Annotated in this window: 21 protein-coding genes and 1 other RNA gene; 1 reads left to right on the top strand and 21 read right to left on the bottom strand. The window is 63.5% G+C overall.

Going from position 1 to position 23,913, the window contains the following annotated elements; translation table 11 throughout:
- Positions 1-11 precede the first annotated feature (11 nt).
- The 18 genes from AC0L3I_RS08240 to mraZ all read right to left on the bottom strand — a co-directional run bounded on the left by AC0L3I_RS08240 (position 12) and on the right by mraZ (position 21,209).
- Complete coding sequence (locus AC0L3I_RS08240; protein ID WP_473526588.1) at positions 12-881, bottom strand: outer membrane protein assembly factor BamD; 870 nt, start codon at positions 879-881, stop codon at positions 12-14.
- Positions 882-1,095: 214 nt separating this feature from the next.
- The gene (gene lpxC / locus AC0L3I_RS08235) at positions 1,096-2,043 is read right to left on the bottom strand and encodes a UDP-3-O-acyl-N-acetylglucosamine deacetylase (protein WP_473485253.1); all 948 of its coding nucleotides are present in this window, start codon (positions 2,041-2,043) and stop codon (positions 1,096-1,098) included.
- Positions 2,044-2,316: 273 nt separating this feature from the next.
- Complete coding sequence (ftsZ, locus tag AC0L3I_RS08230; RefSeq protein ID WP_473526587.1) at positions 2,317-3,969, bottom strand: cell division protein FtsZ; 1,653 nt, start codon at positions 3,967-3,969, stop codon at positions 2,317-2,319.
- A 67-nt stretch (positions 3,970-4,036) separates the two neighbouring features.
- Complete coding sequence (ftsA, locus tag AC0L3I_RS08225) at positions 4,037-5,344, bottom strand: cell division protein FtsA (protein WP_473485251.1); 1,308 nt, start codon at positions 5,342-5,344, stop codon at positions 4,037-4,039.
- Positions 5,341-6,282, bottom strand: coding sequence for a cell division protein FtsQ/DivIB (locus AC0L3I_RS08220; RefSeq protein WP_473526586.1), 942 nt, complete (start codon positions 6,280-6,282; stop codon positions 5,341-5,343). Before AC0L3I_RS08220 ends, ftsA begins: the two co-directional genes overlap by 4 nt.
- On the bottom strand, positions 6,270-7,196 hold the full coding sequence (locus tag AC0L3I_RS08215) for a D-alanine--D-alanine ligase (protein ID WP_473526585.1): 927 nt from the start codon (positions 7,194-7,196) through the stop codon (positions 6,270-6,272). The genes AC0L3I_RS08220 and AC0L3I_RS08215 overlap by 13 nt, the downstream gene beginning before the upstream one ends.
- 299 nt (positions 7,197-7,495) lie before the next feature.
- Entirely contained in the window at positions 7,496-8,461 is a 966-nt protein-coding gene (gene murB / locus AC0L3I_RS08210) for a UDP-N-acetylmuramate dehydrogenase (RefSeq protein ID WP_473526584.1), read from the bottom strand.
- Complete coding sequence (gene murC / locus AC0L3I_RS08205) at positions 8,458-9,864, bottom strand: UDP-N-acetylmuramate--L-alanine ligase (protein ID WP_473526583.1); 1,407 nt, start codon at positions 9,862-9,864, stop codon at positions 8,458-8,460. The genes murB and murC overlap by 4 nt, the downstream gene beginning before the upstream one ends.
- Positions 9,861-10,988: an undecaprenyldiphospho-muramoylpentapeptide beta-N-acetylglucosaminyltransferase gene (gene murG, locus AC0L3I_RS08200; RefSeq protein ID WP_473526582.1), complete on the bottom strand. Its 1,128-nt coding sequence runs from the start codon at positions 10,986-10,988 to the stop codon at positions 9,861-9,863. The genes murC and murG overlap by 4 nt, the downstream gene beginning before the upstream one ends.
- Position 10,989: 1 nt before the next feature.
- Positions 10,990-12,141, bottom strand: a complete 1,152-nt coding sequence (gene ftsW, locus AC0L3I_RS08195) for a putative lipid II flippase FtsW (protein WP_473526581.1) — start codon at positions 12,139-12,141, stop codon at positions 10,990-10,992.
- Complete coding sequence (murD, locus tag AC0L3I_RS08190) at positions 12,141-13,544, bottom strand: UDP-N-acetylmuramoyl-L-alanine--D-glutamate ligase (RefSeq protein WP_473526580.1); 1,404 nt, start codon at positions 13,542-13,544, stop codon at positions 12,141-12,143. The genes ftsW and murD overlap by 1 nt, the downstream gene beginning before the upstream one ends.
- Positions 13,545-13,552: 8 nt before the next feature.
- Positions 13,553-14,635, bottom strand: coding sequence for a phospho-N-acetylmuramoyl-pentapeptide-transferase (gene mraY / locus AC0L3I_RS08185; protein WP_095483331.1), 1,083 nt, complete (start codon positions 14,633-14,635; stop codon positions 13,553-13,555).
- A 24-nt stretch (positions 14,636-14,659) separates the two neighbouring features.
- Positions 14,660-16,093: a UDP-N-acetylmuramoylalanyl-D-glutamyl-2,6-diaminopimelate--D-alanyl-D-alanine ligase gene (locus AC0L3I_RS08180; RefSeq protein ID WP_473526579.1), complete on the bottom strand. Its 1,434-nt coding sequence runs from the start codon at positions 16,091-16,093 to the stop codon at positions 14,660-14,662.
- The gene (locus AC0L3I_RS08175) at positions 16,090-17,547 is read right to left on the bottom strand and encodes a UDP-N-acetylmuramoyl-L-alanyl-D-glutamate--2,6-diaminopimelate ligase (protein WP_473526578.1); all 1,458 of its coding nucleotides are present in this window, start codon (positions 17,545-17,547) and stop codon (positions 16,090-16,092) included. Before AC0L3I_RS08175 ends, AC0L3I_RS08180 begins: the two co-directional genes overlap by 4 nt.
- A 54-nt stretch (positions 17,548-17,601) precedes the next feature.
- Positions 17,602-19,326, bottom strand: coding sequence for a peptidoglycan D,D-transpeptidase FtsI family protein (locus AC0L3I_RS08170; protein WP_473485243.1), 1,725 nt, complete (start codon positions 19,324-19,326; stop codon positions 17,602-17,604).
- Positions 19,323-19,718: a cell division protein FtsL gene (gene ftsL, locus AC0L3I_RS08165; RefSeq protein ID WP_192365389.1), complete on the bottom strand. Its 396-nt coding sequence runs from the start codon at positions 19,716-19,718 to the stop codon at positions 19,323-19,325. Before ftsL ends, AC0L3I_RS08170 begins: the two co-directional genes overlap by 4 nt.
- A gap of 4 nt (positions 19,719-19,722) precedes the next feature.
- Positions 19,723-20,754 (bottom strand): 16S rRNA (cytosine(1402)-N(4))-methyltransferase RsmH, encoded by a 1,032-nt coding sequence (gene rsmH / locus AC0L3I_RS08160; RefSeq protein ID WP_473526577.1) that lies wholly within the window; start codon positions 20,752-20,754, stop codon positions 19,723-19,725.
- Positions 20,751-21,209: a division/cell wall cluster transcriptional repressor MraZ gene (gene mraZ / locus AC0L3I_RS08155; RefSeq protein ID WP_123151963.1), complete on the bottom strand. Its 459-nt coding sequence runs from the start codon at positions 21,207-21,209 to the stop codon at positions 20,751-20,753. Before mraZ ends, rsmH begins: the two co-directional genes overlap by 4 nt.
- A gap of 403 nt (positions 21,210-21,612) precedes the next feature.
- On the opposite strand from mraZ, the gene AC0L3I_RS08150 reads away from it, so the two are divergent.
- Complete coding sequence (locus tag AC0L3I_RS08150; RefSeq protein WP_473485241.1) at positions 21,613-22,728, top strand: cystathionine gamma-lyase; 1,116 nt, start codon at positions 21,613-21,615, stop codon at positions 22,726-22,728.
- 9 nt (positions 22,729-22,737) lie between these two features.
- Here the strand turns inward: AC0L3I_RS08150 and AC0L3I_RS08145 are convergent, their stop codons facing one another.
- From AC0L3I_RS08145 to rnpB, 3 genes are all read right to left on the bottom strand, one after another.
- Positions 22,738-23,004 carry a type II toxin-antitoxin system RelE/ParE family toxin gene (locus AC0L3I_RS08145; protein WP_473526576.1) on the bottom strand — a complete coding sequence of 89 codons (267 nt, stop codon included), beginning with the start codon at positions 23,002-23,004 and terminating at the stop codon, positions 22,738-22,740.
- 12 nt (positions 23,005-23,016) lie between these two features.
- Complete coding sequence (locus AC0L3I_RS08140; protein WP_473526575.1) at positions 23,017-23,283, bottom strand: ribbon-helix-helix domain-containing protein; 267 nt, start codon at positions 23,281-23,283, stop codon at positions 23,017-23,019.
- A 180-nt stretch (positions 23,284-23,463) separates the two neighbouring features.
- Positions 23,464-23,860, bottom strand: an RNA gene (gene rnpB, locus AC0L3I_RS08135) — RNase P RNA component class A.
- Positions 23,861-23,913 lie beyond the last annotated feature (53 nt).

The following is a 23,913-nucleotide window of genomic DNA, read 5'->3' as shown; positions in this document are numbered from 1 at the left end:
TGGCGCGCCGCTCAGGCGCCGGTGATCAGCTTCCCGGCCTTGGCGATCCACGAGCCGGCATTCTCGCGCGGCTCGAGCCCACCAGTCTGCAGGAGCTTGTAGGAATCCTTGTACCACACGCTGTCGGGATAGTTGGTGCCGAGCACAGCCGCGGCAGTCTGCGCTTCCGATGTCAGCCCCATCGCAAAATAGGTTTCGGTAAGGCGCGCGAGCGCTTCCTCGACATGACGCGTGTTGGAATAGGTCTCCACCACGAGGCGGAACCGCTTGACGGCGGCGATATATTCACGGCGCTCGAGATAGTAGCGCCCGATCTGCATCTCCTTGCCGGCGAGCTGGTCGTTGGCGAAGCGGATCTTTTCCTTGGCGTCGTCGACATATTCTGAATCGGGCCAGCGCGTCACCAGATCCTGCATCGTCTGCACGGTCTGACGCGCTTCCTTCTGGTCCTGGGTGACATCCCTGATTTGCCGGTAATAGCTGAGCCCGATGATGTACTGGGCATAGGCCGCGTCGTCGGTCGACGGATAGAGCGTGAGATAGCGCTTGGCCGAACCGATCGCCTCGGTATAGTTGCCCTGGCGATAGTCGGCAAAGGCGCCCATCACCATCGATTTGCGGGCGTATTCCGAATAGGGATGCTGGCGGTCGACCGCACTGAATTTGCGGCTCGCCTCCTGCAGCCGCCCGGCATTCAGATTGGCGAGACCCTGATTGTAGAGAACGTCGGCCGGCTCGGTCTGCTCGACATAGGTCGACAGGTCGACATCCTTCTCGGACGACATGCAGGCCGACAGGAACAGCGATGGAACAACCACCGAAAGCGCCAGGAAAACAGCCCGATGCGGCGCTTTCGATTGACCAATTCGCTTGAAGAACATGATTGGATTCCGCCCTTTCGGCGTCATTTCAGTCGTCATTTCGCTCTGGGGCAGCAGGCATAACCATAATCGCCGTGCCCGGCAACGCTATCTCCGGCCAATCGCACATTTTTGTGGCAGCCTGGCGCAGCCTGCACACTTGCGTGATTTCGCCGGCCAATGATGCATTCATGCAACACCGGCCGGCAGCCATAAAACCCGAAAACGTTAAGATTCAGATCATCCAGGGCGCGTAGACAGGCGCATAGACGGCGCTCATCTCGGCGGTACGACCGCGCTCGCGGCGTGTCGTCTCGACGATCTCGAACGCCGAACGGTCCGACAAAAGGCGGCGCAGCGCTGCCGCATTCAGCCTGTGGCCGCCGCGATAGGAACGGAAGCAGCCAATGAACCGGGCGCCGGCCAGCGCCAGATCGCCCATGGCGTCCATCGTCTTGTGGCGCACGAACTCGTTGGGATAGCGCAAGCCTCCCATATTGATCACGCGGTTGTCGTCGCCGATCACCAGGGAGTTTTCCAGCGAGGAGCCAAGCGCATAGCCGGCTGCCCACAGCCGCTCGACGTCCTTCATGAAACCAAAGGTACGGGCCCGCGCGATATCGCGGCGAAAAATGTCGGCGTTCATGTCGGATGCGAACAGCTGACGGCCGATCGCTGGACTTTCGAAATCGATCTCGATCTCGAAGCGCGTGCCGTCATAGGGCCTGAACTCCGCCCAGGAGGCACCGTTCTCGATGCGAACCGGCTTGACCACACGGATATAGCGGCGCTTGACCGGCAGCGTATCGATGCCCGCCTGGTCGATCGCCTCGACGAACGCCATGGCGCTGCCGTCAAGGATCGGAACCTCATGGCCGTCGATCTCGATGACGACATTGTCGATGCCGAGCCCGAAAAGCGTGGCCATCAGATGTTCAACGGTGGCGATATGCTCGCCTGCCGGATCGCCGAGCATGGTGCAGAGATCGGTGGCGCCGACCTCGGAAACGAGCGCACGGAACTCCCGGTCTTCGCTTCCATTCGAAAGCTGGAACACGACACCCGTATCAGCGTCTGCCGGCAGGAAATGAACGGTAACGGGATTGCCGCTGTGAACGCCGGTGCCGGTCAGCGTTGCACGCGATCTAAGTGTCGTCTGATAGTCGTGCAAAACAAACCCCATAGCCCATACTGCCTACGTCCGCTTCATTAGCCCAAGGGCGCGGCTCTTTGATCGGCAGGCAGGGCCACTTCCCCGAATCCCAGCAAACCGAAATTGATCGGGGCGAAGATAGTGGTCCAGCAGGAAGTCTCCAAATCACGGTTTCTTACTCTCTGTAACCGCAATCCGCAGCGGATACGGTCTCGTAACTCCCTGTTTTACAAGCACTTTTAATATTAACAGGCAAACAATTTCTTATCTGCCTGTTAACAACTGTTACGGACCGTTAACAGGTCAGTTGGCCTGGCGGCGCAGGAATGCCGGAATCTCCAGCTGATCGTCTTCCTGGACAGCCCTGCTCTGCGGCGTCAGCCGGCCCTGGTCGTCCAACTGGCCGCGGCGTGGCGCGTAAAGCTGCGGATCCTGGCTGGCAAGGCGGCGCACTTCGGGTGCCGCCTGGCGCAGTTTCGGCTCACGCGGCTGCGCCGGCTGCAGCCGTGCAGGTTCTTCTTCGCGGCGGGTAAGGCCGTTGGTCAGGCGCTTGAGCAGTCCCATCGGGCCGCTGTTCTCATGGTCGGCCGGGCGGCCCTTGGCTTCCACTTCGGCTTTCACCACCGGCGGAAAGTCCTCGACGCGCGGCATGCGCTGGGGCGCTGCGGCTACCGGCTGAAGCACCTCGCGCTGTGGCGCAGGCTGCATCACCTGCTGAACCATCGGCTGCGGCTGGGCCGGCGGCGCCTGGAAGATCTTGCTCTGCGGACGGAAATCTTCCGCCTGGGCAGCCGGCGCGGGACGCGCCATCGCCGCGGCATTCGCCTCGGCAAGCTGGATCGCCTCGGCTACAGGATCGGCGGCGCGCGGCTCGTAGCCCCCCTGCTGGACAGGCGCCGGACGGCTTTCCGTGACCGGAACGGCCAGGCGATTGACCGGCTTTGGCGGGGCCGTGCGGATGGCGATCGGCGCGGCGGCGATTTCAGCCGCCGATTTGTCGATGCCGGTGGCAACCACCGAGACGCGGATGACGCCTTCGAGATCCTCGTCGAACGTCGCACCCAGAATGATGTTGGCTTCCTGGTCGACCTCCTCGCGAATGCGGGTCGCGGCCTCGTCGACTTCGAACAGGGTCAGGTCGCGGCCGCCGGTAATCGAGATCAACAGGCCCTTGGCGCCCTTCATCGAGGTCTCGTCGAGCAGCGGGTTGGCGATCGCGGCTTCGGCGGCGGCCATGGCGCGGCCCTCGCCGGAAGCTTCGCCCGTCCCCATCATCGCCTTGCCCATCTCGCGCATGACCGAGCGGACGTCGGCGAAGTCGAGGTTGATCAACCCTTCCTTGACCATCAGGTCGGTGATGCAGGCGACGCCGGAATAGAGCACCTGGTCGGCCATGGCGAAAGCGTCGGCGAAGGTCGTCTTGTCATTGGCCAGCCGGAACAGGTTCTGGTTGGGGATGACGATGAGGGTGTCGACGCATTTCTGCAATTCCTCGATGCCCAGATCCGCCGTCTTCATGCGGCGCTGGCCTTCGAAATGGAACGGCTTGGTGACGACGCCGACGGTGAGGATCCCTTTTTCGCGGGCTGCACGTGCAACGACCGGCGCGGCCCCCGTGCCGGTGCCGCCGCCCATGCCGGCAGTGACGAAGCACATATGGGTGTTGGAGAGATGATCGACGATCTCGTCGATGCATTCCTCCGCCGCCGCGCGCCCGACCTCCGGCTGCGATCCCGCACCCAGGCCCTCGGTGACATGCGCGCCGAGCTGGATCAGGCGATCCGCCTTGGACATGGTCAGCGCCTGCGCGTCGGTATTGGCGACCACGAACTCGACGCCGCGCAAGCCGGCGGTGATCATGTTGTTGACGGCATTGCCGCCGCCGCCGCCGACACCGAACACGGTGATACGCGGCTTGAGCTCGGTGATATCCGGCTTCTGCAGATTGATGGTCATTGTCTCCGTCCTTTGCCTTTCCCGCCGCTTCGCCGCTGCGGCCGCCTATGGGGCTGTCCCCGTCAATTTAAAAACTGTCTCTCAACCACTGACTCATTCGATGCAGTTTTCCGCCCGTTCCGGTCATCCTGAGACCAGAAATTCCTTTCGCCGGATGGCTCTCGAAATTCGCCATCTGCGGATAGATGAGAAGCCCGACCGGCGTCGAGAAAGCCGGCCCCTTGGCCGCCTCGGGCAAGCCCGCCACACCGAGCGGACGGCCGATGCGCACATTGCGTCCGAGAATGCGGCGCGCTGCCTCGGGCAGGCCGGAAAGCTGGCTGGCGCCGCCGGTCAGCACGACGCGCTTGCCGACGGCGTTGCCGTAGCCGGACCTGTTCAGCCGGTCGCGCAACAGTTCGAGCGTCTCGTCGATGCGTGCGCGGATAATGCGCGTCATCACCGAACGCGGTATCTGCAGCGGCACCTCGCCATCCTCGCCGATCGGCTGTATCGAGACCAGGTCGCGGTCGTCCGCACTGCCGGGCAGCGCCGAGCCATGCATCACTTTCAGCCTCTCGGCGGCGTCGAGCGAGGTCGACAGGCCCTTGGCCATATCCAGCGTGACGTGGTTGCCGCCGATGGCGATGGCGTCGCCATGGACGAACTTGCCTTCCGAAAACACCGAGATCGTCGTAGTGCCGCCACCCATGTCGATGCAGGCTGCGCCCATTTCGAGTTCGTCGTCGACCAGTGCGGCAAGCCCGCTGGCATAGGGCGTCGCCACCATGCGCTCGACCGACAGGTGCGAACGGTTGATGCAAAGCTCCAGATTGCGCAAGGGCGCCGCATCACCCGTCAGCACATGCATGTCGACGCCGAGCTGGTCGCCGACCATGCCGCGCGGATCACGCACGCCGCGCTCGGCGTCCAGCGAAAAGGCGACGGGAAGCGAATGGATCACCTCGCGCTCGGCCCGCAGCGCCTGCTTGGCGCCGGCGGCAAGCACACGCTTGATGTCGGCCTCGTCGGCCTCATGGCCACCGAGATTGATGGTTGCCGAGAAGCTTTCGCTCTTCAGCCGGCCGGCCGTCATGTTGACGATCAGTGAATCGACGGTCAGGCCAGCCATGCGCTCGGCGGCATCGACGGCAAGACGGATGGCGTGCTCGGCCCTATCGAGATCGATGACGACACCCGATTTCACGCCTTGCGATTTCTGGTGGCCGATGCCGATCACCTGGATGCGATGCGAGCGTCCGCGCAGCAGCATGCCGTCCTCGCGCGGCTTGAGCTTGGCCACCACGCAGCAGACCTTGCTCGAACCGACATCCAGCACCGTCATGATGCCGGACCGGCGCGACGAGGCATCGCTGTTGCCGCCAAGCCAGCTCATATCTTCGTCTCCGCTTTGCGCTTCGGCATTTTCGGCTTTTCATTGAGCGCAGCCTCGCGCTGCGTCGCCGCTTCCGGCGTCAACTGGACGACGAGGCGATCGGAAAGGCGCATGTCGACGGCGGCGATGTCGCGCGTCAGCAGCCCGTTCTTGCGGTCCATCCTGACCAGATCGGCGATCGCCTGGTCCTCGCCATCCTCGGGAAGCTTGACGGTGATGCCATTCTCCAGCTTCAGGTCCCAACGCCGTTCGCCGATGCGGATATAGCCTTTGACCCGCGCGGCAAGCTCTGGGTATTTTTTGATCCTGGCCAGGAAATCGGGCGCTTTGGCCGGCGCGCCGGTGCCGATGATCAACGGCAGCAGCGACTGCCTGCCGCCGGAGAATGGCGCGATCACGGCGCCGGACCGTTCGATGACGGAAAGCTCGCTGCCCTGCTGCCAGAGCGCAAAGGGCTCACGCTCCTCGATGCGCACCTCCAGCGTGTGCGGATAGACCTTGCGCACCGCCGCAACCTCGACCCAGGGCAGCGTGGTTATGCGTTCCCGCGCGGCTTCGGCGTCGAAGCCGATCAGCGACGTCCAGCCATCGAGCTGCATCCTGTCGAGAATGTCGATCTCGGAGGTCGCGCGGTTGCCGACGACCTTGATCTGGTCGACGGCGAAGCCGGTGCGGGCGGTGATGCCCTGGACGATGCCGTCGACATGCCCGCCGAGATAGGCGCCATAGGCACTGCCCGATACGAGCAGCGCCGCCGACAACATGGCTGCGGAAAAAGGCGGCGCCTCGAAGTCGTCCTCGCCCAGACGCGCCAGCACGCGCGCCGGCCGGCGAAGCAGACGCGGCAGCACGAAATGGTCGAACGACAACGAAACGCCGAACAGCGTCGGCCCGGCCGCGCCCTTCCCCTTGCCCTGTCCCCACTTCAACGCAGACACGAAGCGTCCTCCACCATCCAACTCAACAAATCGCCGAACGAGTGTCCCGCCTGCACGGCGATCTCAGGCACCAAGGATGTCGGCGTCATGCCCGGCTGAGTGTTGATCTCGAGCCAGACAATTTCGCCGTTCTCGGAGTGTCGATCATCATAACGGAAGTCCGACCGGGAAACGCCCCGGCAGCCGATAGCTTGGTGAGCCTTGAGCGTCAGTGTCTGTATTTTTTGGTAAATATTCGGTGAAATTTTTGCAGGGCATTCGTGTTTTGATCCGCCCGCGACGTATTTTGAATCATAGTCGTAGAAGGAATGGCCGGTCGGGATGATCTCGCAGACGCCGAGCGCCACATCGCCCATCACCGCGCAGGTCAACTCCCGCCCGTGCACGTAGCGCTCCACCATGACGGTATCGCCATACTTCCAATCGGACGAACCGATGACCTGCGGCGGATGCGACTGACCTTCGTGCACGATGACGACGCCGAAGCTCGACCCCTCGTTGACTGGCTTGACGACATAGGGCGGCTTCATCGGGTGCTTGTTCTGGATGGCGAAGCGATTGACCACCTTCGATTCGGCAACCGGGATGCCGACAGACTTGGCGATCTTCTTGGCTTGTTCCTTGTTCATGGCAAGCGCCGAGGCGAGCACGCCGGAATGGGTGTAGGGGATGGCAAGATATTCGAGGATGCCCTGTATGGTGCCGTCCTCGCCGAAAGGGCCATGCAGCGCATTGAAGGCAACATCAGGCTTGAGCTCAGCCAGCACCGATCCGACATCGCGCGAGACGTCGACGCGACTGACCTGGTAGCCTTCCTTCTCGAGCGCATCAGCACAGGCATTCCCCGAGGACAAAGACACGGGCCGCTCGGACGAGAATCCCCCCAGAAGGACGGCCACGTGCTTGCTTTTCATTCCCGTCATTCCCTCTCACGGCGGGCCCTTCACGGCGGGTCTGCATCTTACATGCCCCGGAAAGGGCCACACACTTAAACGCTCGGAGCAGTCCCTGCTCTCATGGTTCCGCAACATCGAGTCCTCGAGCCTCCCGGCAGGTTGCCCCTGACGGAAAAACGCTGGCAACGCGTCGAAACGACTCAAATCAGGAAACGCTTCAGGGCAGAGAATCAGAGAGTTGATTCACTGGCAAGTCCTTACGATTCCGAGAGATTCACTTTCGGCAAAAACGGCAGCGAAAACTGTGTTGTGAGTCTTTAGAGCAACTGTCCGAGGAACTCCTGGACCTCGTGCCCCGGCCGGAAATTGCCGATGCGCTTGATTTCCCAATGCAGCCGGATGCCCGACTTTTCGAGCACACGCGTGCGCACCGTCTCGCCGAGATATTCGAGGTCGTAGCCGGTCGCGGTTCCCGTGTTGATCATGAAGTTGCAATGCATCGGCGACATCTGCGCGCCGCCGATCATCAGCCCCCGACAACCAGCTCTGTCGATCTCCTTCCAGGCCGAGGTGCCCTCCGGATTCTTGAAGGTCGAGCCGCCGGTCTTTTCGCGGATCGGCTGCACAGTCTCGCGATGATGCTGGACGGCGTCCATCGCCGCCTGGATCGCGGCCTTGTCTGCCAAAACCCCTTCGAACACAGCCGATGTGAAGATCAGCCCGGCAGGTGCTGCCGAATGGCGATAGGCGTAGCCCATATCGGCGTTGCTCAGCGTATGCACATTGCCCTTGCGGTCGAGCGCCCGCACCTCGACGACGCGCTCGCGCGTCTCGACGCCAGTGGCGCCGGCGTTCATCCTCAGCGCACCACCGATGGCACCCGGAATGCCGTGGTAAAATTCGAAGCCGCCTATACCAGCCTGATAGGCGACAGCGGCAAGGCGCTTGTCGGGCGTGGCGGCACCCGCCTTGATTGTGGTCGGCGCAATCACTTCGGCCTCGCCAAAGCCCTTGGCCGAAAGCCGGATGACGAAGCCCGCAATACCGCCGTCGCGGACAAGCAGATTCGAGCCGATGCCGACGATGGTCAGCGGTATCTCTTCGGGCACTGCTCTCAGGAATGTGGCGAGATCGTCCTCGTCGGCCGGCTGGAACAGCGCGTCGGCCAGTCCGCCGGCGCGAAACCAGGTGATCTTGTCCATCTCGGCATTGGGCGTGATGCGGCCGCGCAGGCCGGCAAGCCGGCCGCCAAGCTTGTCGATCAATGCCTGGCCGCGCATCATGAGGCAGTACCGCCGAGTTCCTTGGGCAGCGCGTAGGCCCATTGCGTGATGTTGCCGGCACCAAGGAAGACGATGAAATCGCCTGGTTTCGCCAGATCGCGGATAACCGGCGCAATCGCCGTGGGGCCTTCGATGTAGCGCGCGTCGCGATGGCCGCCGGAGCGGATGCGCGACACCAATGCTTCGGACGTCACCCCGTCGATCGGCTCTTCGCCTGCCGCATAGACCGGCGCCACCATCACCGTGTCGGCATCGTTGAAGCAGACGGAAAACTCGTCGAACAGGTCGTGCAGCCGGGTGAAGCGGTGTGGCTGGGCAATGGCGATGACGCGACCCTTGGTGGCATCGCGCGCCGCCTTCAGAACCGCCGTGATCTCGACCGGATGGTGGCCGTAATCATCGAACACATCGACGCCGTTCCACGAACCCGTACGGGTGAAGCGCCGCTTGACGCCGGCGAAGGACGACAGGCCCTTCCTGATCGCCTCGGCCGAAAGGCCGAGCTCATGCGCCACAGCGATCGCCGCCGTCGCATTGGCGACGTTGTGACGGCCGGGCATCGGCAGGCGCAGGCCTGAGATCGTCGACTGGCCGCGGCTCTTGCGGTCGCGGATCACCACGTCGAATTCCGAGATCGGGCCGTTCATGCGGTGATTGGTGAAACGCACGTCGGCCTGCGCGTTCTCGCCATAGGTGATGACGCGCCGGTCCTCGATGCGGCTGACCAGCGCCTGAACCTCCGGATGGTCGGTGCACATGACGCCGAAGCCGTAGAACGGCACGTTCTCGACGAACTGGCGAAAGGCCTCGCGCACCTTGTCGAAGGAGCCGTAATGGTCGAGATGCTCGGGATCGATGTTGGTGACGACGGCAATCTCGGCCGGCAGCTTCAGGAAGGTGCCGTCGCTCTCATCGGCTTCGACCACCATCCATTCGCCATCGCCCATGCGGGCGTTGGTGCCGTAGGCATTGATGATGCCGCCATTGATCACGGTCGGATCGAGACCGCCGGCTTCGAGCAGCGTCGCCACCATCGAGGTCGTCGTCGTCTTGCCATGCGTGCCGCCGATGGCCACAGCCTGCCGGAAGCGCATCAGTTCGGCCAGCATCTCGGCGCGACGGACGATGGGAAGCAGTTTCTCGCGTGCGGCCTTCAACTCCGGATTGGATTTCTTGATCGCCGTCGAGACGACCACCACTTCGGCATCGCCGATATTATCGGCGTGATGACCGACAAAGCACTCGATGCCCTTGTCGCGCAGCCGCTGCACATTGGCGCTGTCGGCCTGGTCGGACCCTTGCACCTTGTAGCCGAGATTGTGCAGCACCTCGGCGATGCCGCTCATGCCGATACCGCCGATGCCGATGAAATGCACGAGGCCGATCGTCTGCGGCATCTTCATGCGTGCGTCTCCTTCCTGAAGTCCGATACGCTTTTCTTCGACGCAATAGCCTCTGTCAGATCGGCGAGCAACCGTGCAGCGTCCGGTTTTCCGGCCGATTTCGCCGCCGCTGCCATTGTGGTCAGCCGCTCCGGATCGTCCATCAGCGCCCCGACGAGCGCAGCGATGCGCTCGGGCGAGAGCGAGGATTGCGGATGCACTTCGGCGGCATCTGCCGCTGCCAATGCCGCGGCATTGGCTGCCTGGTCGTGGTCGAGCGCGTGCGGATAGGGCACCAGCAGCGCTGGTCGGCCGATCACCGCGATTTCCGATACGGTCGATGCGCCGGATCGTGACATCACCAGATGCGCCGCAGCCATGCGCGCCGCCATGCCGGTGAAGAAGGGCGACACCTCAGCCTCGACGCCAAGGGCGGCATAAGCCGCCTTCACCCGCTCGACATCGTCGGCACGGGCCTGCTGCGTGATATCAAGCCGCTTGCGTTGTGCGTCGGAAAGCTGTGCTACCGCCGCTGGCATTGCGTCGGAAAAGAACTGTGCGCCCTGGCTGCCGCCGAACACCAGAAGGCGGAACGGCTGCTCCCCGGTCGACGCCGCATAGGGCGTCTTTGCCGCCTCCAGCACTTGCGGCCTGACCGGATTGCCTGTCGTCACCGTCTTGGCGCCCGCAGCGCTTGAATCTTCCGGCAAGAACCCGCCGGCGATGGCATCGACGCGGCCGGCAAGCGCCCGGTTGGCGCGCCCCATCACCGCGTTCTGCTCGTGGATCAGCGTCGGCACCTTGCGCCGCGTCGCCGCATAGAGCGGCGGCAGCGTCGGATAACCGCCGAAACCGACCACGACGGCTGGCTTGATCCGGCCGATCACGGCGGATGCCTGCCGCACGCCACCCCAGATTTTCCAGAAGGCGGCGAGCACGGCAAAAGGATTTTTCGAACTCATTGTCGCCGACTGGATCGGATGGATGCCTGCGGCCGGAAACTGGCCGGCAAAACGCTCGGCACGATCATCGGTGGCGAGATGCACCGTCCAGCCGCGCCTGATCAGTTCGTGCGCCAGCGCCTCGGCCGGGAAGAGGTGCCCGCCAGTGCCGCCGGCCGCCAGAAGGATCGCGCCTTTCGACATTTCATTCCGCCGGCATGGTGCGCTGCGACGGTGCGAATCCCAACTGCTTGCGCTTTTCCGGCCGCTTGCGCGTCAGCGCCAGCACCATGCCCATCGAGATGGCGATGGCGATCTGCGAGGAGCCGCCATAGGAGATGAACGGCAAGGTCATGCCCTTGGCAGGCATCAGCTGCAGATTGACTGCCATGTTGATGACCGACTGCAGACCGAAAACCGTGACCAGGCCGCCAACCGCATAGCGTGTGAAATCGTCCTGCTCCTTGAGCGCGGTGCTAAGGCCGCGCAGCACGATGAAGGCGAAGATGGTCATGATGAAGAAGCACATGATCAGTCCGAACTCCTCGCCGGCCACCGAGTAGACGAAATCGGCATGGCTGTCGGGGATGACCCGCTTGACGGTGCCCTCGCCCGGCCCGACGCCGAACCATCCGCCGTTGATCAGCGCATCGCGGCCCATGTCGACCTGGAACGTATCGCCCTCGCCGGTCATGAAGCGATCGATGCGGCCGGCGACATGCGGGAACACCGTGTAGGCGGCGAACACGCCGCCGATGCCGGCAGCGCCCAGCGCGATGATCCACAGCCATGGCAGTCCGGCCATGAAGAACATCACCCCCCAGGTGCCGAGCACCAGCATGGTCTGGCCGAAATCAGGCTGCGCCACCAGCAGCGAGATGACGAGGGCCAGCAGCAGCATGGCGAACAGATTGCCCGGGATGTCGGGCTGGCGCTTGTGTTCGGCAAACAGCCAGGCACAGATGACGACGAAGGCCGGCTTCAGGAATTCCGACGGCTGGATCGACACGCCGGCGAGCGACACCCAGCGCCGCGCGCCCTTCACCTCGACGCCGATATAGAGCACCGCCACCATCAGCACCAGCATCATGCACAGCATCGCCAGGGCCATGCGTCTGATCTGCCGCGCTTCCAGGAAGGAGACCGCCAGCATCACGCCAAGTGCGGGAATGGTGAAGATGATCTGCCGTGTGGCGAAGTGGAAACTGTCCAGGCCGATGCGCTGGGCCACCGCCGGGCTTGCCGCGAAGGACAGCACGATGCCGAGCCCCATCAGCGACAGGAACGCAGCCAGGAACCAGCGATCGATCGTCCACCACCAGGTGGCAACCGGGCTTTTGTCGAGACGACTTTGCATTACCGTGTCCCTCCGATGAGCTTCACGCCATCAATACTACTCGCAGCTTGCCTGAAGGCTTCGCCGCGCACTTCGAAATTCTTGAACTGGTCGAAACTGGCGCAGGCCGGCGAAAGCAGCACCACCACCTCGCCGTTGCCATCATCCCTGGCCGCGTCGCTTGCGGCGTGCTCGACTGCTGCCGCCAGCGTGCCGGAGATCTCGTAAGGCACTGCCTCGCCGAGCGTCGCCGAGAAGGCTGGTGCGGCCTCACCGATCAGATAGGCTTTGGCGACGCGCGGAAAGAGGCCGCGCAACGGCTCGATGCCACCCTCTTTCGGGAGCCCGCCGGCGATCCAGTAGATGCGCGGAAAGCTGGACAGTGCGGGCGCTGCCGCATCGGCATTGGTCGCCTTGGAATCGTTGATGAACAGCACATGGCCCTTGCGGCCGACCTGCTCCATACGGTGCGCCAGCCCGGGAAAGCTCTCCAGGCCCGACTGGATCTCGCCCAGCTCGAGCCCGACCTTGAGGCAGGCGGCGATAGCGGCCAACGCATTCTGCGCATTGTGCTGGCCGCGCAGCGAGCCGATGCCTTCGAGAAAGGCGATCCGGCTATAACGGCCATGCACCGCCTCCATCAGATCGGTGCCATCGGCGAAATAGCCGTCGGTCAATGGCAGGCGCTTGGAAATGCGGATGACGTGCTGGCCTGCCCGTTCCAGCCGGTCGGCGAGCTGGGCGCACCAGGAATCGTCGACACCGACGATTGCCGTCTCGCTGCCGGCCGCCAGCCGTTCCTTGATCGCGGCGTAGTGCTGCATCGTGCCATGACGGTCGAGGTGATCGGGCGTCAGGTTGAGCAGGACGCCGGCGGTCGGATTGATCGAGGGCGCCAGGTCAATCTGGTAGGACGAGCATTCCACGACATAGTGCCGCCCGGGTTCCGGCGGATCGAGCGTCATCACCGCGCGGCCGATATTGCCGCCCATCTGCGTGTCGCGTCCGGCCGATTTCAGGATATGCGCCGTTAGCGCCGTCGTCGTCGATTTGCCGTTGGTGCCGGTTATGGCGATGAAGGGTGCTGCCGGCGCCAGCAAGGTCCGTTGCCGGCAGAACAGCTCGACGTCGCCAATGATCTCGACGCCTGAAGCGCGCGCCAGCTCCACTGTCCAGTGCGGCTTCGGATGCGTCAGTGGCACGCCGGGCGACAGCACGAAGGCCGAGAACTTCGCCCAGTCTGCGCCGCGCAGATCGCCGGTCGCGATACCGACGGCCGCGGCATTGGCGACACTGCCGGGATTGTCGTCCCAGGCGAGCACGTCCGCCCCGCCTTCGATCAGCGCGCGCGCAGTGGCGATCCCCGAGCCGCCGAGCCCAAAGAGCGAAACGCGCTTGCCTGCAAAGGATGCGGCGGGGATCAAGCGACCTCCTATCGGAGCTTGAGGGTCGACAGGCCGACCAGCGCCAGGATGACTGCTATGATCCAGAAGCGGATCACCACCTGGCTTTCGGTCCAGCCCAGCTTTTCGAAATGATGGTGGATCGGCGCCATCAGGAACACCCGCTTGCCGGTCATCTTGAAGTAGCCGACCTGGATGATGACCGACAGGATCTCGACGACGAACAGGCCGCCGACGATGACCAGCACGATCTCGTGCTTGGTGGCAACCGCGACCGTGCCGATCAGGCCGCCCAACGCCAGCGAGCCGGTATCGCCCATGAAGATCGCCGCCGGCGGTGCGTTGAACCACAGGAAGCCGAGGCCGGCGCCGATCACCGCGCCGAGGACCACCGCCAATTCACCGGTGCCGGGCACAAAATGGATCTGCAGATATTCTGCGAACACCGCATTGCCGGAGAGATAGGCAATGACGCCGAAGGACGCCGCCGCGATCATGATCGGCACGATCGCCAGCCCGTCGAGGCCATCGGTCAGGTTCACGGCATTGCCGGCGCCGACGATGACGAAGCATGAGAACGGGATGAAGAACCAGCCGAGATTGACGAGGAACTCCTTGGCGAAAGGAAAAGTCAGCGATGACGAGAACGGCGCCTGGCCGTTGTGCATGATCACCCAGGCGGCGATGCCGGCTATCACGAATTCAAGCGCCAGCCGCGCCTTGCCGGAAAAGCCGAGATGCGATTGCTTCGTCACCTTGAGATAATCGTCGTAGAAGCCGATCGAGCCGAAACCCAAGGTCACCAGCAGTACCACCCAGACATAGATGCTGGACAGGTTCGCCCACAAAAGCGACGAGCCGATGATGCCGCACAGGATCATCAGCCCGCCCATGGTCGGCGTGCCGGCTTTCTTGAAATGCGTCTGCGGCCCGTCGGCGCGGATCGGCTGGCCCTTGCCTTGCCGCAGCCTCAGCGAATTGATGATAGCCGGTCCGAAGATGAAGACGATCAGCGCCGCTGTTATCAGCGCGCCGCCGGTACGGAAGGTTATGTAGCGAAAGACGTTGAAGACCGAAATCTTGTCCGCGAATTCGACGAGCAGTGTGAACATGCGATTCGGTCCCCGGACCTGGCTCTAGGTCTGTTTGGCGGTTGTGGCTGTCGCCGGAAATTTGCTGAGCAGTGCGTCGACCAACTTGGAAAACCCGATGCCTTTCGACGATTTGATCATCACCACGTCGCCGGGCTTCAGCGCCGACAGAAGCACCAGTTTCAGATCCTCTGCGCCGGCGCGATACTCCGTCTCGATCTCATCAGGCAGGATGTCGGCCAGCGCCCGCATTTCCGGACCGGCGAGAAAGACCGTGCGCGTGTCTGTGCCGACGATGAGATCCGCAAGGGCTGCATGCAGCTTCGCCGAGTGGTCGCCGAGTTCGAGCATGTCGCCGAGCACCGCGATGCGCCTGCCTTCGCCCGACACCGGCGTCGCGTTGAGCAGCGCCATTGCTGCGCTCATCGACGCCGGATTGGCATTGTAGCTCTCGTCGATCAGCGTGATCGGACCCCTGGGGTGGCGCAGCACATGGCGCTTGCCGCGTCCGCGTTCGGCCGAAAGATCGGCCAGCGCCAGCGCTACCCTGGCGATGTCGGCCCCGACCAGATGCGCGGCGCCCAGCACGGCCAGCACATTCTGCACCATGTGGCGGCCCGGTGCGCCTACCCTGGCGGTGATCTCCTGTCCGCCGATCTTGGCGGTGATGACAGAATGATCGGCATGCAGCGCGCATTTGAGCAGTTTGAAGGTCGCACGGGCATTCTCGCCAAACCCGTAAATGTACTCGACGCCGGCGGCTCTCGCCAACTTGTCCAGAAGCTTCCAGCGCGGATCGTCGCGGTTGAGAAGGGCGGCACCGTCCGGTTCCAGCCCCTCGAAAATCTCGGCCTTGGCCTTGGCGATCTCGTCCAGATTGCGGAAGAAGCCTAGATGTGCCGCGGCGATCAGCGTGACGATGGCGACATGCGGCCGGACCATCTTGACCAGCGGCCGGATCTCGTCTGGATGGTTCATGCCGATCTCGAACACGGCATAGTCGCAATCCACCGACATCCGCGCCAGCGTCAGCGGAACGCCCCAGTGGTTGTTGAAAGACTGCGGCGACGCATGCACTTTGCCGACCGCGGACAGCACATGGCGCAGCGCTTCCTTGGTGGTGGTCTTGCCCGCCGAACCGGTCACCGCGATGACCTTGGCATTCGAGCGCGCGCGTGCGGCCAGCCCCAGCTTTTCCAGTGCGGCCAGCACGTCCTGCACGACGATCATCGGCGCCGTCAGCCGCCCGAGCGACGGCAGCTTGCCCTCGGCGACGACCAGCACGCCGGCGCCGGCCTTGATGGCAGCGGTCGCGAAATCATGGCCGTCCATCGCCTCGCCCTTGATGGCGAAGAAAGCATCGCCCGGCTCAAGGCTGCGGCTGTCGATCGAGATGCCGCTGATCCCTTCCGGCATCGGACCGAGCGGTCGTCCCCCCATGGCGGCGACGAGATCCTCGGAGGTCCACAGGAAGTTCATGCGACGCGCTCCTGGAGCGCGGCGCGGACTTCCTCATGGTCGGAAAAATGCAGCGTCTCGGCGCCGATGGTCTGGCCTTCCTCATGCCCCTTGCCGGCCACGATCAGCGTGTCGCCGGCATGGAGCATGGCGACCGCCTCGTGGATCGCCTTGCGCCGGTCGCCGATCTCGATGGCGCCGGGCGCAGCGGCAAGGATCGCGGAGCGGATCGTTTCGGGCACTTCCGAACGCGGATTGTCGTCGGTGACGATGACGACATCGGCGAGCCGCGTGGCGATCTCGCCCATGATCGGCCGCTTGCCCCGGTCGCGGTCGCCGCCGCAGCCGAACACGACGATGACGCGACCGGTGGTGAACGGCCGCACCGAGGCCAACACGTTTTCCAGCGCGTCCGGCTTGTGCGCGTAATCGACATAGACCGGCGCACCGTTGGCAGTGGTGCCAACAAGGTCCAGCCGGCCCGGTGCGCCCTTCAATTTCTCCAACGCCATCAGGGCTTTGGCGGCAGGTGTTCCAGTGGAGATGGCGAGGCCCGCCGAAACCAGGGCATTGGCGATCTGGAAATCGCCGGCCAGCGGCAGGTCAATCTCGTGGAGAACGCCATCGACTTCCACCTCGGCACGCTGGCGGTGGCGCTCGTGCTCGACCCGCTTCAGTGTCAGGAACTCGCCGTGACGGCCGACCGTCAGCACATCCAGTCCCGCCGCCCTCGCCGCCCGGATCGTCGGCTCCGACCACGGATCGTCGGCAAAGATGACGGCCGGCGCGCCCTTCGGCAGCAGCGTATCGAACAGGCGCAGCTTGGCGCGATGATAGTCCTCGACTGTCGGATGATAGTCCATGTGGTCGCGGCCGAGATTGGTGAAGCCGCCGGCTGCAAGCTTCACGCCGTCGAGCCGGCGCTGGTCGAGGCCGTGGCTGGAGGCCTCCATCGATGCGTGAGTGACGCCGGCATCCGCCAGTTCCCGCAGCAGCCTGTGCAAATCTACCGGGTCGGGGGTGGTCAGCGAGCCATATACGTTGCGGCCCGGCGCCACCACGCCGGTCGTGCCGATCGAAGCGGCGGCAAAGCCTGACTGCTCCCAGATCTGCCTGGTGAAGGCCGCAACCGATGTCTTGCCGCTGGTCCCGGTCACCGCGACCATGGTTTGCGGCTGGCTGCCGAAGTAGCGGGCGGCACTCAGCGCCAGCGCCAGGCGCGGATCATCGACGGCGAGAACGGGCACCGGCAGCAGTCCGGCGACCGCACTGCCGTTGCCGGCCACGATCGCCACTGCGCCGCGCTTGGCGGCATCGGCGGCATAGGCCACGCCATCGGCCTTGGTACCGATGAGCGCGAAGAAGACCACGCCCGGTCCAACCTGGCGGGAATCCGACGAAATCCCGGTAACCTCCGTATCGAAGGAAGCTGTCCCCTCGACAGGCAGGATACCGGCTAGGTCTTTCAGCTTCATCGAACCCCGTTCATCGCAACAAAATAGCGCGCTGTTGCCGGCGCGCCCTAAGAATCACTGATAGGAAACCAGCGTTGCGCCATTTTCATGGCTGAAATCTGGCTTCACGCCAAGCATGGAAGCCGAACGTCGGACGATGTTCGCAGCCATGACGCCAGCATTCGAGGCGGCCGTTGCACCCATGCCGGGTTTTTCCGGCCTCGGTTCGTCGGCGATCGTAAGCACGATGTATTGCGGATCGTCCATCGGGAAAGCCGCGACGAAGGCGTTGAAATTCTTGTCCTTTGAATAGCGGCCGTTGACAACCTTCTCGGCCGTTCCGGTCTTGCCGCCGACGCGGTAACCTGGAACCCTGGCGTTCCTGCCTGACCCTTTCTCGGCGTTCAGTGCGTAGAGATAGCGCATGCCCTCGACCGTCTTGTCGCTGACCACTTTCTTGGCCACCGACATCGCCTGTTCCTGTGCGCGCCTCAGGAATGTCGGCTGGATCAGATAGCCGCCGTTCAGCAGCGCGGCGCAGCCGACCGCCGTCTGCAGCGGCGTTGTCGACACACCGTGACCGAAGGCGATGGTGATCGAATGGACCTGTTTCCAGACTTTGGGCTCGGTCGGGCGGGCGACCTCCGGCAGTTCCGTCTGCATCTTCTCGAGGATCCCCAGGCGATGCAGGAATTCGCGGTGCCCCTCGATGCCAACCGCTTCGGCTTCCTTGGCCGAACCGATGTTGGACGAGTAGATGAACACTTCGGGCACCGACAGCACCCGAGCCTTGCCGTGAAAATCATGGATGGTCTGACGGCCGATCCTGATCGGGCGCGAAGCGTCGAAACGGCTTTCCAGCGTCACTTTGCCGGAATCGAGCGCCATGGCGGTGGTGAAGCTCTTCAACGTCGAACCCATTTCGTAAAGGCCGGCCGACATGCGGTTCAAGCGGTCCTTGTCCTGCGCATTGTAGGGGTTGTTCGGGTCGAAATCCGGAACCGATGCCATCGCCATCACTTCGCCGGTCTTGATGTTGAGAACGACGGCGCCCGCCGCGATTGCGCGGTATTTCTCCATGCCGGTGGCGACCTCGTCCCGCACGATATGCTGGACGCGCAGGTCAATCGAGAGCTGCACCGGCTTCAGATCCTTGGCCATCGCCAGGCCCGACGCCTGAAGATCGCTCAGCCCCTGTTCGTCGATGTATTTCTCCATGCCGGAGATGCCTTGGTTGTCGATGTTGGTGAGCCCGACAATGTAGGACGAAGTTTCGCCAGCCGGATAGAAGCGGCGCTTTTCGGTGCGGAAGCCGAAGCCGGGAACACCGAGCTGCATGATATCCGATTGTTGCTTGGGCGTCAGTTGCCGCTGCAGCCAGACGAAGCCGGCGCCGCTCTTGAGCTTGTGGTAGGTCTGCTCGTAGTCGATCTCGGGAAGCACCGTCGCCAGCTTTTCGATCGCCTCGTCGGCGTCGACAATGCGGCGCGGTTCGGCAAACAGCGATGCCGTCTTGATGTCCGTCGCCAGCACTTCGCCGTTGCGGTCGACGATGTCGGGCCGTGACGCCGTCACCCGGCTCTGCGGACCGCCGGACAGGTCGGGGTTCTGAAAACCCAGATAGACCAGCCGCCCGGTGATGGTTGAATAGATGCCGAAGAACACCGCCATCGTCATCACGATGCGGGTCCTGCCCTTACCGCCGGTCGCCTTGCGGGCGCCTTCGACCACAATCGATCCATCTTCCGACTTGGCGCGACGCTTCAGCAGTCCGGCGATCGACGGAAATCTGGCGATCATTGGACGATGCCTCCGGTCACCACGGGGTCTTTGTCGCCCAAGGGTCCTTTGCCAGAATTGTCGGCCATGCCGCCCAGCCGCTGCGACGAAAGGTCTTCTATGGTGAGGGGTTTTGCCGGCAGGTCGTCCAGCCCAATGATCTGGCGGGCGCTGACCGGCTCGAGTTCGAGTTGCGACTTGTAGATCTCGGCCAGCTTTTGCAGGCGCGACGGCTGGGTCAGCAGGCTCCAGTCCGCCTTCAGGAGATCGATCGTATCCTCCTCGTAGCGGATCTGCGCCTGGATCTTGTGCACCGCCGCCAATTGTTCTTCGGCCTCGCGCTTGGTCTTGTAGGTCAAGGCCGCAGCCGAAACCATGACGGCGATAAGGACTATGTCGCTGGTACGAAACACGTGCTCACCTCTCTCCCGGGCGGTCGGCACCGGGAAGTTTTGGGTCAGGAAGTTTTGGAAGCCCGAAAATCGAAAAGTCGCCGGCGCGCGGCGGTGCTTCGGTGCGGATCGCAGCGCGCAGCCTTGCCGAGCGTGCGCGCGGATTGGCTGATATCTCGGCCTCATCAGGCGTCACGCCGCTACCCGCCTTTTTGAAGGTGGCGGTGCGCGCTTGCGCCTCGGGCAGGTGCCGCGATCCGGTGGCCGCATCGGCGCGATCGGCGATGAAGCGCTTGACGATGCGGTCTTCCAGAGAGTGGAACGTCACCACGGCCAGCCGTCCGCCCGGTTTCAGCACGCGTTCAGCCGCAAACAGCGCTTTGGCCAGTTCGCCGAGTTCGTCATTGACGAAGATGCGCAGTGCCTGGAAGACGCGGGTCGCCGGATGGATCTTGTCCTTCGGTGCGCGGCCGACATGCGTCTCGATGGCGTCGGCAAGGTCGAGCGTGCGCTCGAACGGATGTTTTTCGCGACGGCTCTCGATCATGCGGGCGATGCGGCCGGCGTGACGCTCTTCGCCAAGAAACCCGAAGATGCGGGCAAGGTCGCCCACTTTGAAGCTGTTGACGACATCAGCGGCGCTGAGGCCAGCCTGCGCCATACGCATATCGAGTGGTCCGTCGGCGCGGAACGAAAAACCGCGCTCCGGCTGGTCGATCTGCATTGAGGAGATGCCGATGTCGAGCACGACGCCGTCAGCACTTTCGACATGCTCGTCCAATGTCGAGAACGGCGCCTGAACCAGCCTGAGCTTGCCGCCTGATAGTTGTTCGAGAACACGACCCGCAGCGATCGCATCCGGATCGCGGTCCATGGCGACGACCGAGGCGCCGCTTGCCAGAATGGCTTTGGTGTAGCCGCCGGCGCCGAAGGTGCCGTCGACGATCAGCTCGCCCGCCTTAGGGGAAAGTGCCTCCATCACTTCGGCAAGGAGGACCGGAATATGGCGAGCCGGTCCGCCTGCGGCGTGAGGGTCATCGCCGTAGCCCACCATCATTCCGGTCGCTCCCCAGGCTTCGTCCCCTGCCGAAGCTGCAAAAGCCGGGCGCGCGCTTCCGCCCCATAGGCGGTGAGCCGTCCAGGTTCCCAGATCTGAAAGAAATTGCCGCGACCGACAAACGCCGCTTCCGCGGAAATGCCGGTGTGCTCGCGGATGAAATCGGTCATCGAGATGCGGCCGTCCTGATCGAGCTTGAGAAATGTCCCATCGCCATGGCAGAAGAACGACATGTCGTCCGCCGTCTGCAGGAAGGGGTCTTCCTGCGCGATGCGCTGCTCGTAGCGGTCGAGCAGGTCGAGCCCGCCGACATCCATCGCCGGGCGATCCAGGCAGCGCAGCGCATAGAGTTCCGAATAGCCGCGTTTCTGGACAACGGCACGGAAATGCGCTGGAACGGACACCCGTCCCTTCGCATCGATCCTGTTCACCGCGCTTGACAGAAACCGGTCCATTACGCGTTACGGCCGCTTGCGCCGCCGCACCCCTCTGCATCTTCCCGCCCGCGCCGCCCCGGCGCGGTCCCTGCCCAAAACTCACTTCGTTCCAGGCGAAAACAAGCAAACGCTCAGCCGCCGCGGCTGCCCAATTGGCGTACGCTTCACCCTGACGCGGAACGAAGGCTTGAATATCGAAATGGGATATCATGGGGCGCTATGGGCGTCAACGGGAATAGGCTTCACAAACGCGCGCCACAACCGATGAGAGCAGCTTTGACGGCACTCCCGTCTTTATGCTCCATTAAGCCTAACGAAGCGTTTAGAGCGGTTTGCCGGCACGGTTCGGCGCTTGCCTGCCGGTGTGACCCGGCATAGCGTCTGCGCGTTCTTCTCCTCAAAGTCAGGGTTCGAAAAACCGATGTCCGAAACAGCGAAGTCGCGCGCCGCCACCCTTGCCCATTTGCGTGGCGTCAAGCTCGCCAAGGGCGACCCGGTCTCACTACCGCTGATAGTGACGACAACTTTCCATCTGCCCGGCAACCCGGCCGGCGTCAGCCAGTACGGGCGCTACGACAACCCGACATGGAACGCGGTGGAAGACATGCTCGGCCACCTTGAGGACGCGCCGTCCGTAGCGTTCCCGTCGGGCATGGCCGCGATCTCGGCGGTCTTCTTCGCGCTGCTCAAGGCAGGCGATCGCATCCTGTTGCCGTCCGATGGTTACTACACGCCGCGCCTGCTTGCCGAGCGCTTCCTCAAACCTTTCGACGTCTCGTTCGACACAAGACCGACCAAGTCCTTTCTGGACGGCGGTTTTTCCGGCTACCGGCTGGTGTTCGTCGAGACCCCATCCAATCCCTGCCTAGACATTTGCGACCTGGCCGGCGTGGCGCGCCTTGCGCACGAGGCCGGCGCGCTGGTCGTCGCCGACAACACCACGATGACGCCTTACGGTCAGCGCCCGCTCGATCTCGGCGCCGATATCGTCGTTGCTGCTGACACTAAGGCGCCCAATGGCCATTCCGACGCGCTGTTCGGCCATGTCGCCAGCCGTGACACCGGGGTCATCACCGCCATCCGCGACTGGCGCAAACTGTCGGGCTCCATCCCCGGACCATTCGAAGCCTGGCTGGTCCATCGAGGCCTCGAGACGCTGGAAGTCCGCTTCGACCGCATGTGCACGTCGGCCGAACTGATCGCCCGACGCCTGACAAATCATCGGAGCGTGAAATCCGTCCGCTTTCCTGGGCTGGAGAATGACCCTTCGCACAATCTGGCGACCACCCAAATGGAGCGTTTCGGCTTCCTTATCGGTCTCGACCTGGGGAGTGAAGCCAAGGCCGAAGCGTTCATCGGCGCCTGCGCCCTGATCCAGCCCGCGACCTCTTTCGGCGGCGTCCACTCTTCGGCCGAGCGGCGCGCCCGCTGGGGTGATGCAGTGCCGCCCGGCTTTGTTCGCCTGTCGGTCGGCTGCGAGCCGGTGGAGGAGCTTTGGCAGGCGATCGAGGCGTCACTGGACGGCGCGGGCGGCTGAACGAACCGATCAGGAAGCCAGATCGTCGGCTTCAATATTGCGCCGGCCATGCAGCACACGCAGGATTTCGATGGCATCTCCGCCGACACGGGTACAAGGTGAGATATTCGCCGACGACCAGGTGGCGAATGCCGGGCGCAATGTCTTCGCGCGGCGCCAGCGGGCTTCGATCCGGTCGAGCAGCCGGTCTGCTGCAGCCTCGTCGTCTCGCGCGATATGAAGCCAGATCGCGATCAAATCCTCTTCTGCATTTGCAGTTCGGATGATGGGCAGCAAATTCATGCCGCGTTATCGGATTTCAATCGCCTGCGCGCTTCGGCCTTGATTTCGTCGATCGACGCAAACCGTCCCGGCCCGCTGTCGATCCCCTCCATGCACCAGCTTGCGCAGCTCCTCGACCGTGTAGCCATGCAAGTCGCGGCGGTCCTTCCATTGCCTGAGTGCGTCGCGGATCACCTCGCTCGCCGAAGCATATTCGCCTGCGGCGACCACATCGTCGACCGCAGCCGCCAGTTCCGGCGAAAGCGTGATGCTGCGTTTGTCGACCTGGCCCATGATGCGCTCCTGATATTGCCCGGCCTATGGTACGATTTAATCGTACCAATTTCAAGAAACGCTCGCTCCATGCACAGCCCAGTGAAAGCTGATTCAGTCAATGAGGCGCCTGAACCAGCAGGCGCGCCCGAAGGCGCAACCTGCTGATATCAGGGAATTTCCTTGTAGAATCTGGAAGAAATTGCCAGCTGGCCTGTAAGCCGGGTTCTGTATGGCCCTCGCCCCTTGCGACGCGAGAACGTGGCGGCCATTCATCTTGGGCGCATGTTGCCATGCACCTCACGCAACCTACCCGGACGGTGAGCCGGAAACAGCCCTCGAGGGTTTCCCCTCGCACCGCCCCTATTCGGTCTTGCTCCCGGTGGGGTTTACCGTGCCGCTCCTGTTGCCAGTCGCGCGGTGGGCTCTTACCCCACCCTTTCACCCTTACCACGACGGATCGTGGCGGTTTGCTTTCTGTGGCACTTTCCCTAGGGTCACCCCCGCCGGCCATTAACCGGCACCGTGTCTCCATGGAGCCCGGACTTTCCTCACCCGCAGCCTTTCGGCTTCGCGGTGCGGCCGCCCGGCCAGCTGGCAAGGCGTATAAAGGGATTCGCGCCCGAAAACGCAAACAAAAAAGCAGGTTCC

Source organism: Mesorhizobium sp. WSM4840 (assembly GCF_055811755.1).
This window is presented reverse-complemented; position numbering and strand designations above follow the sequence as displayed.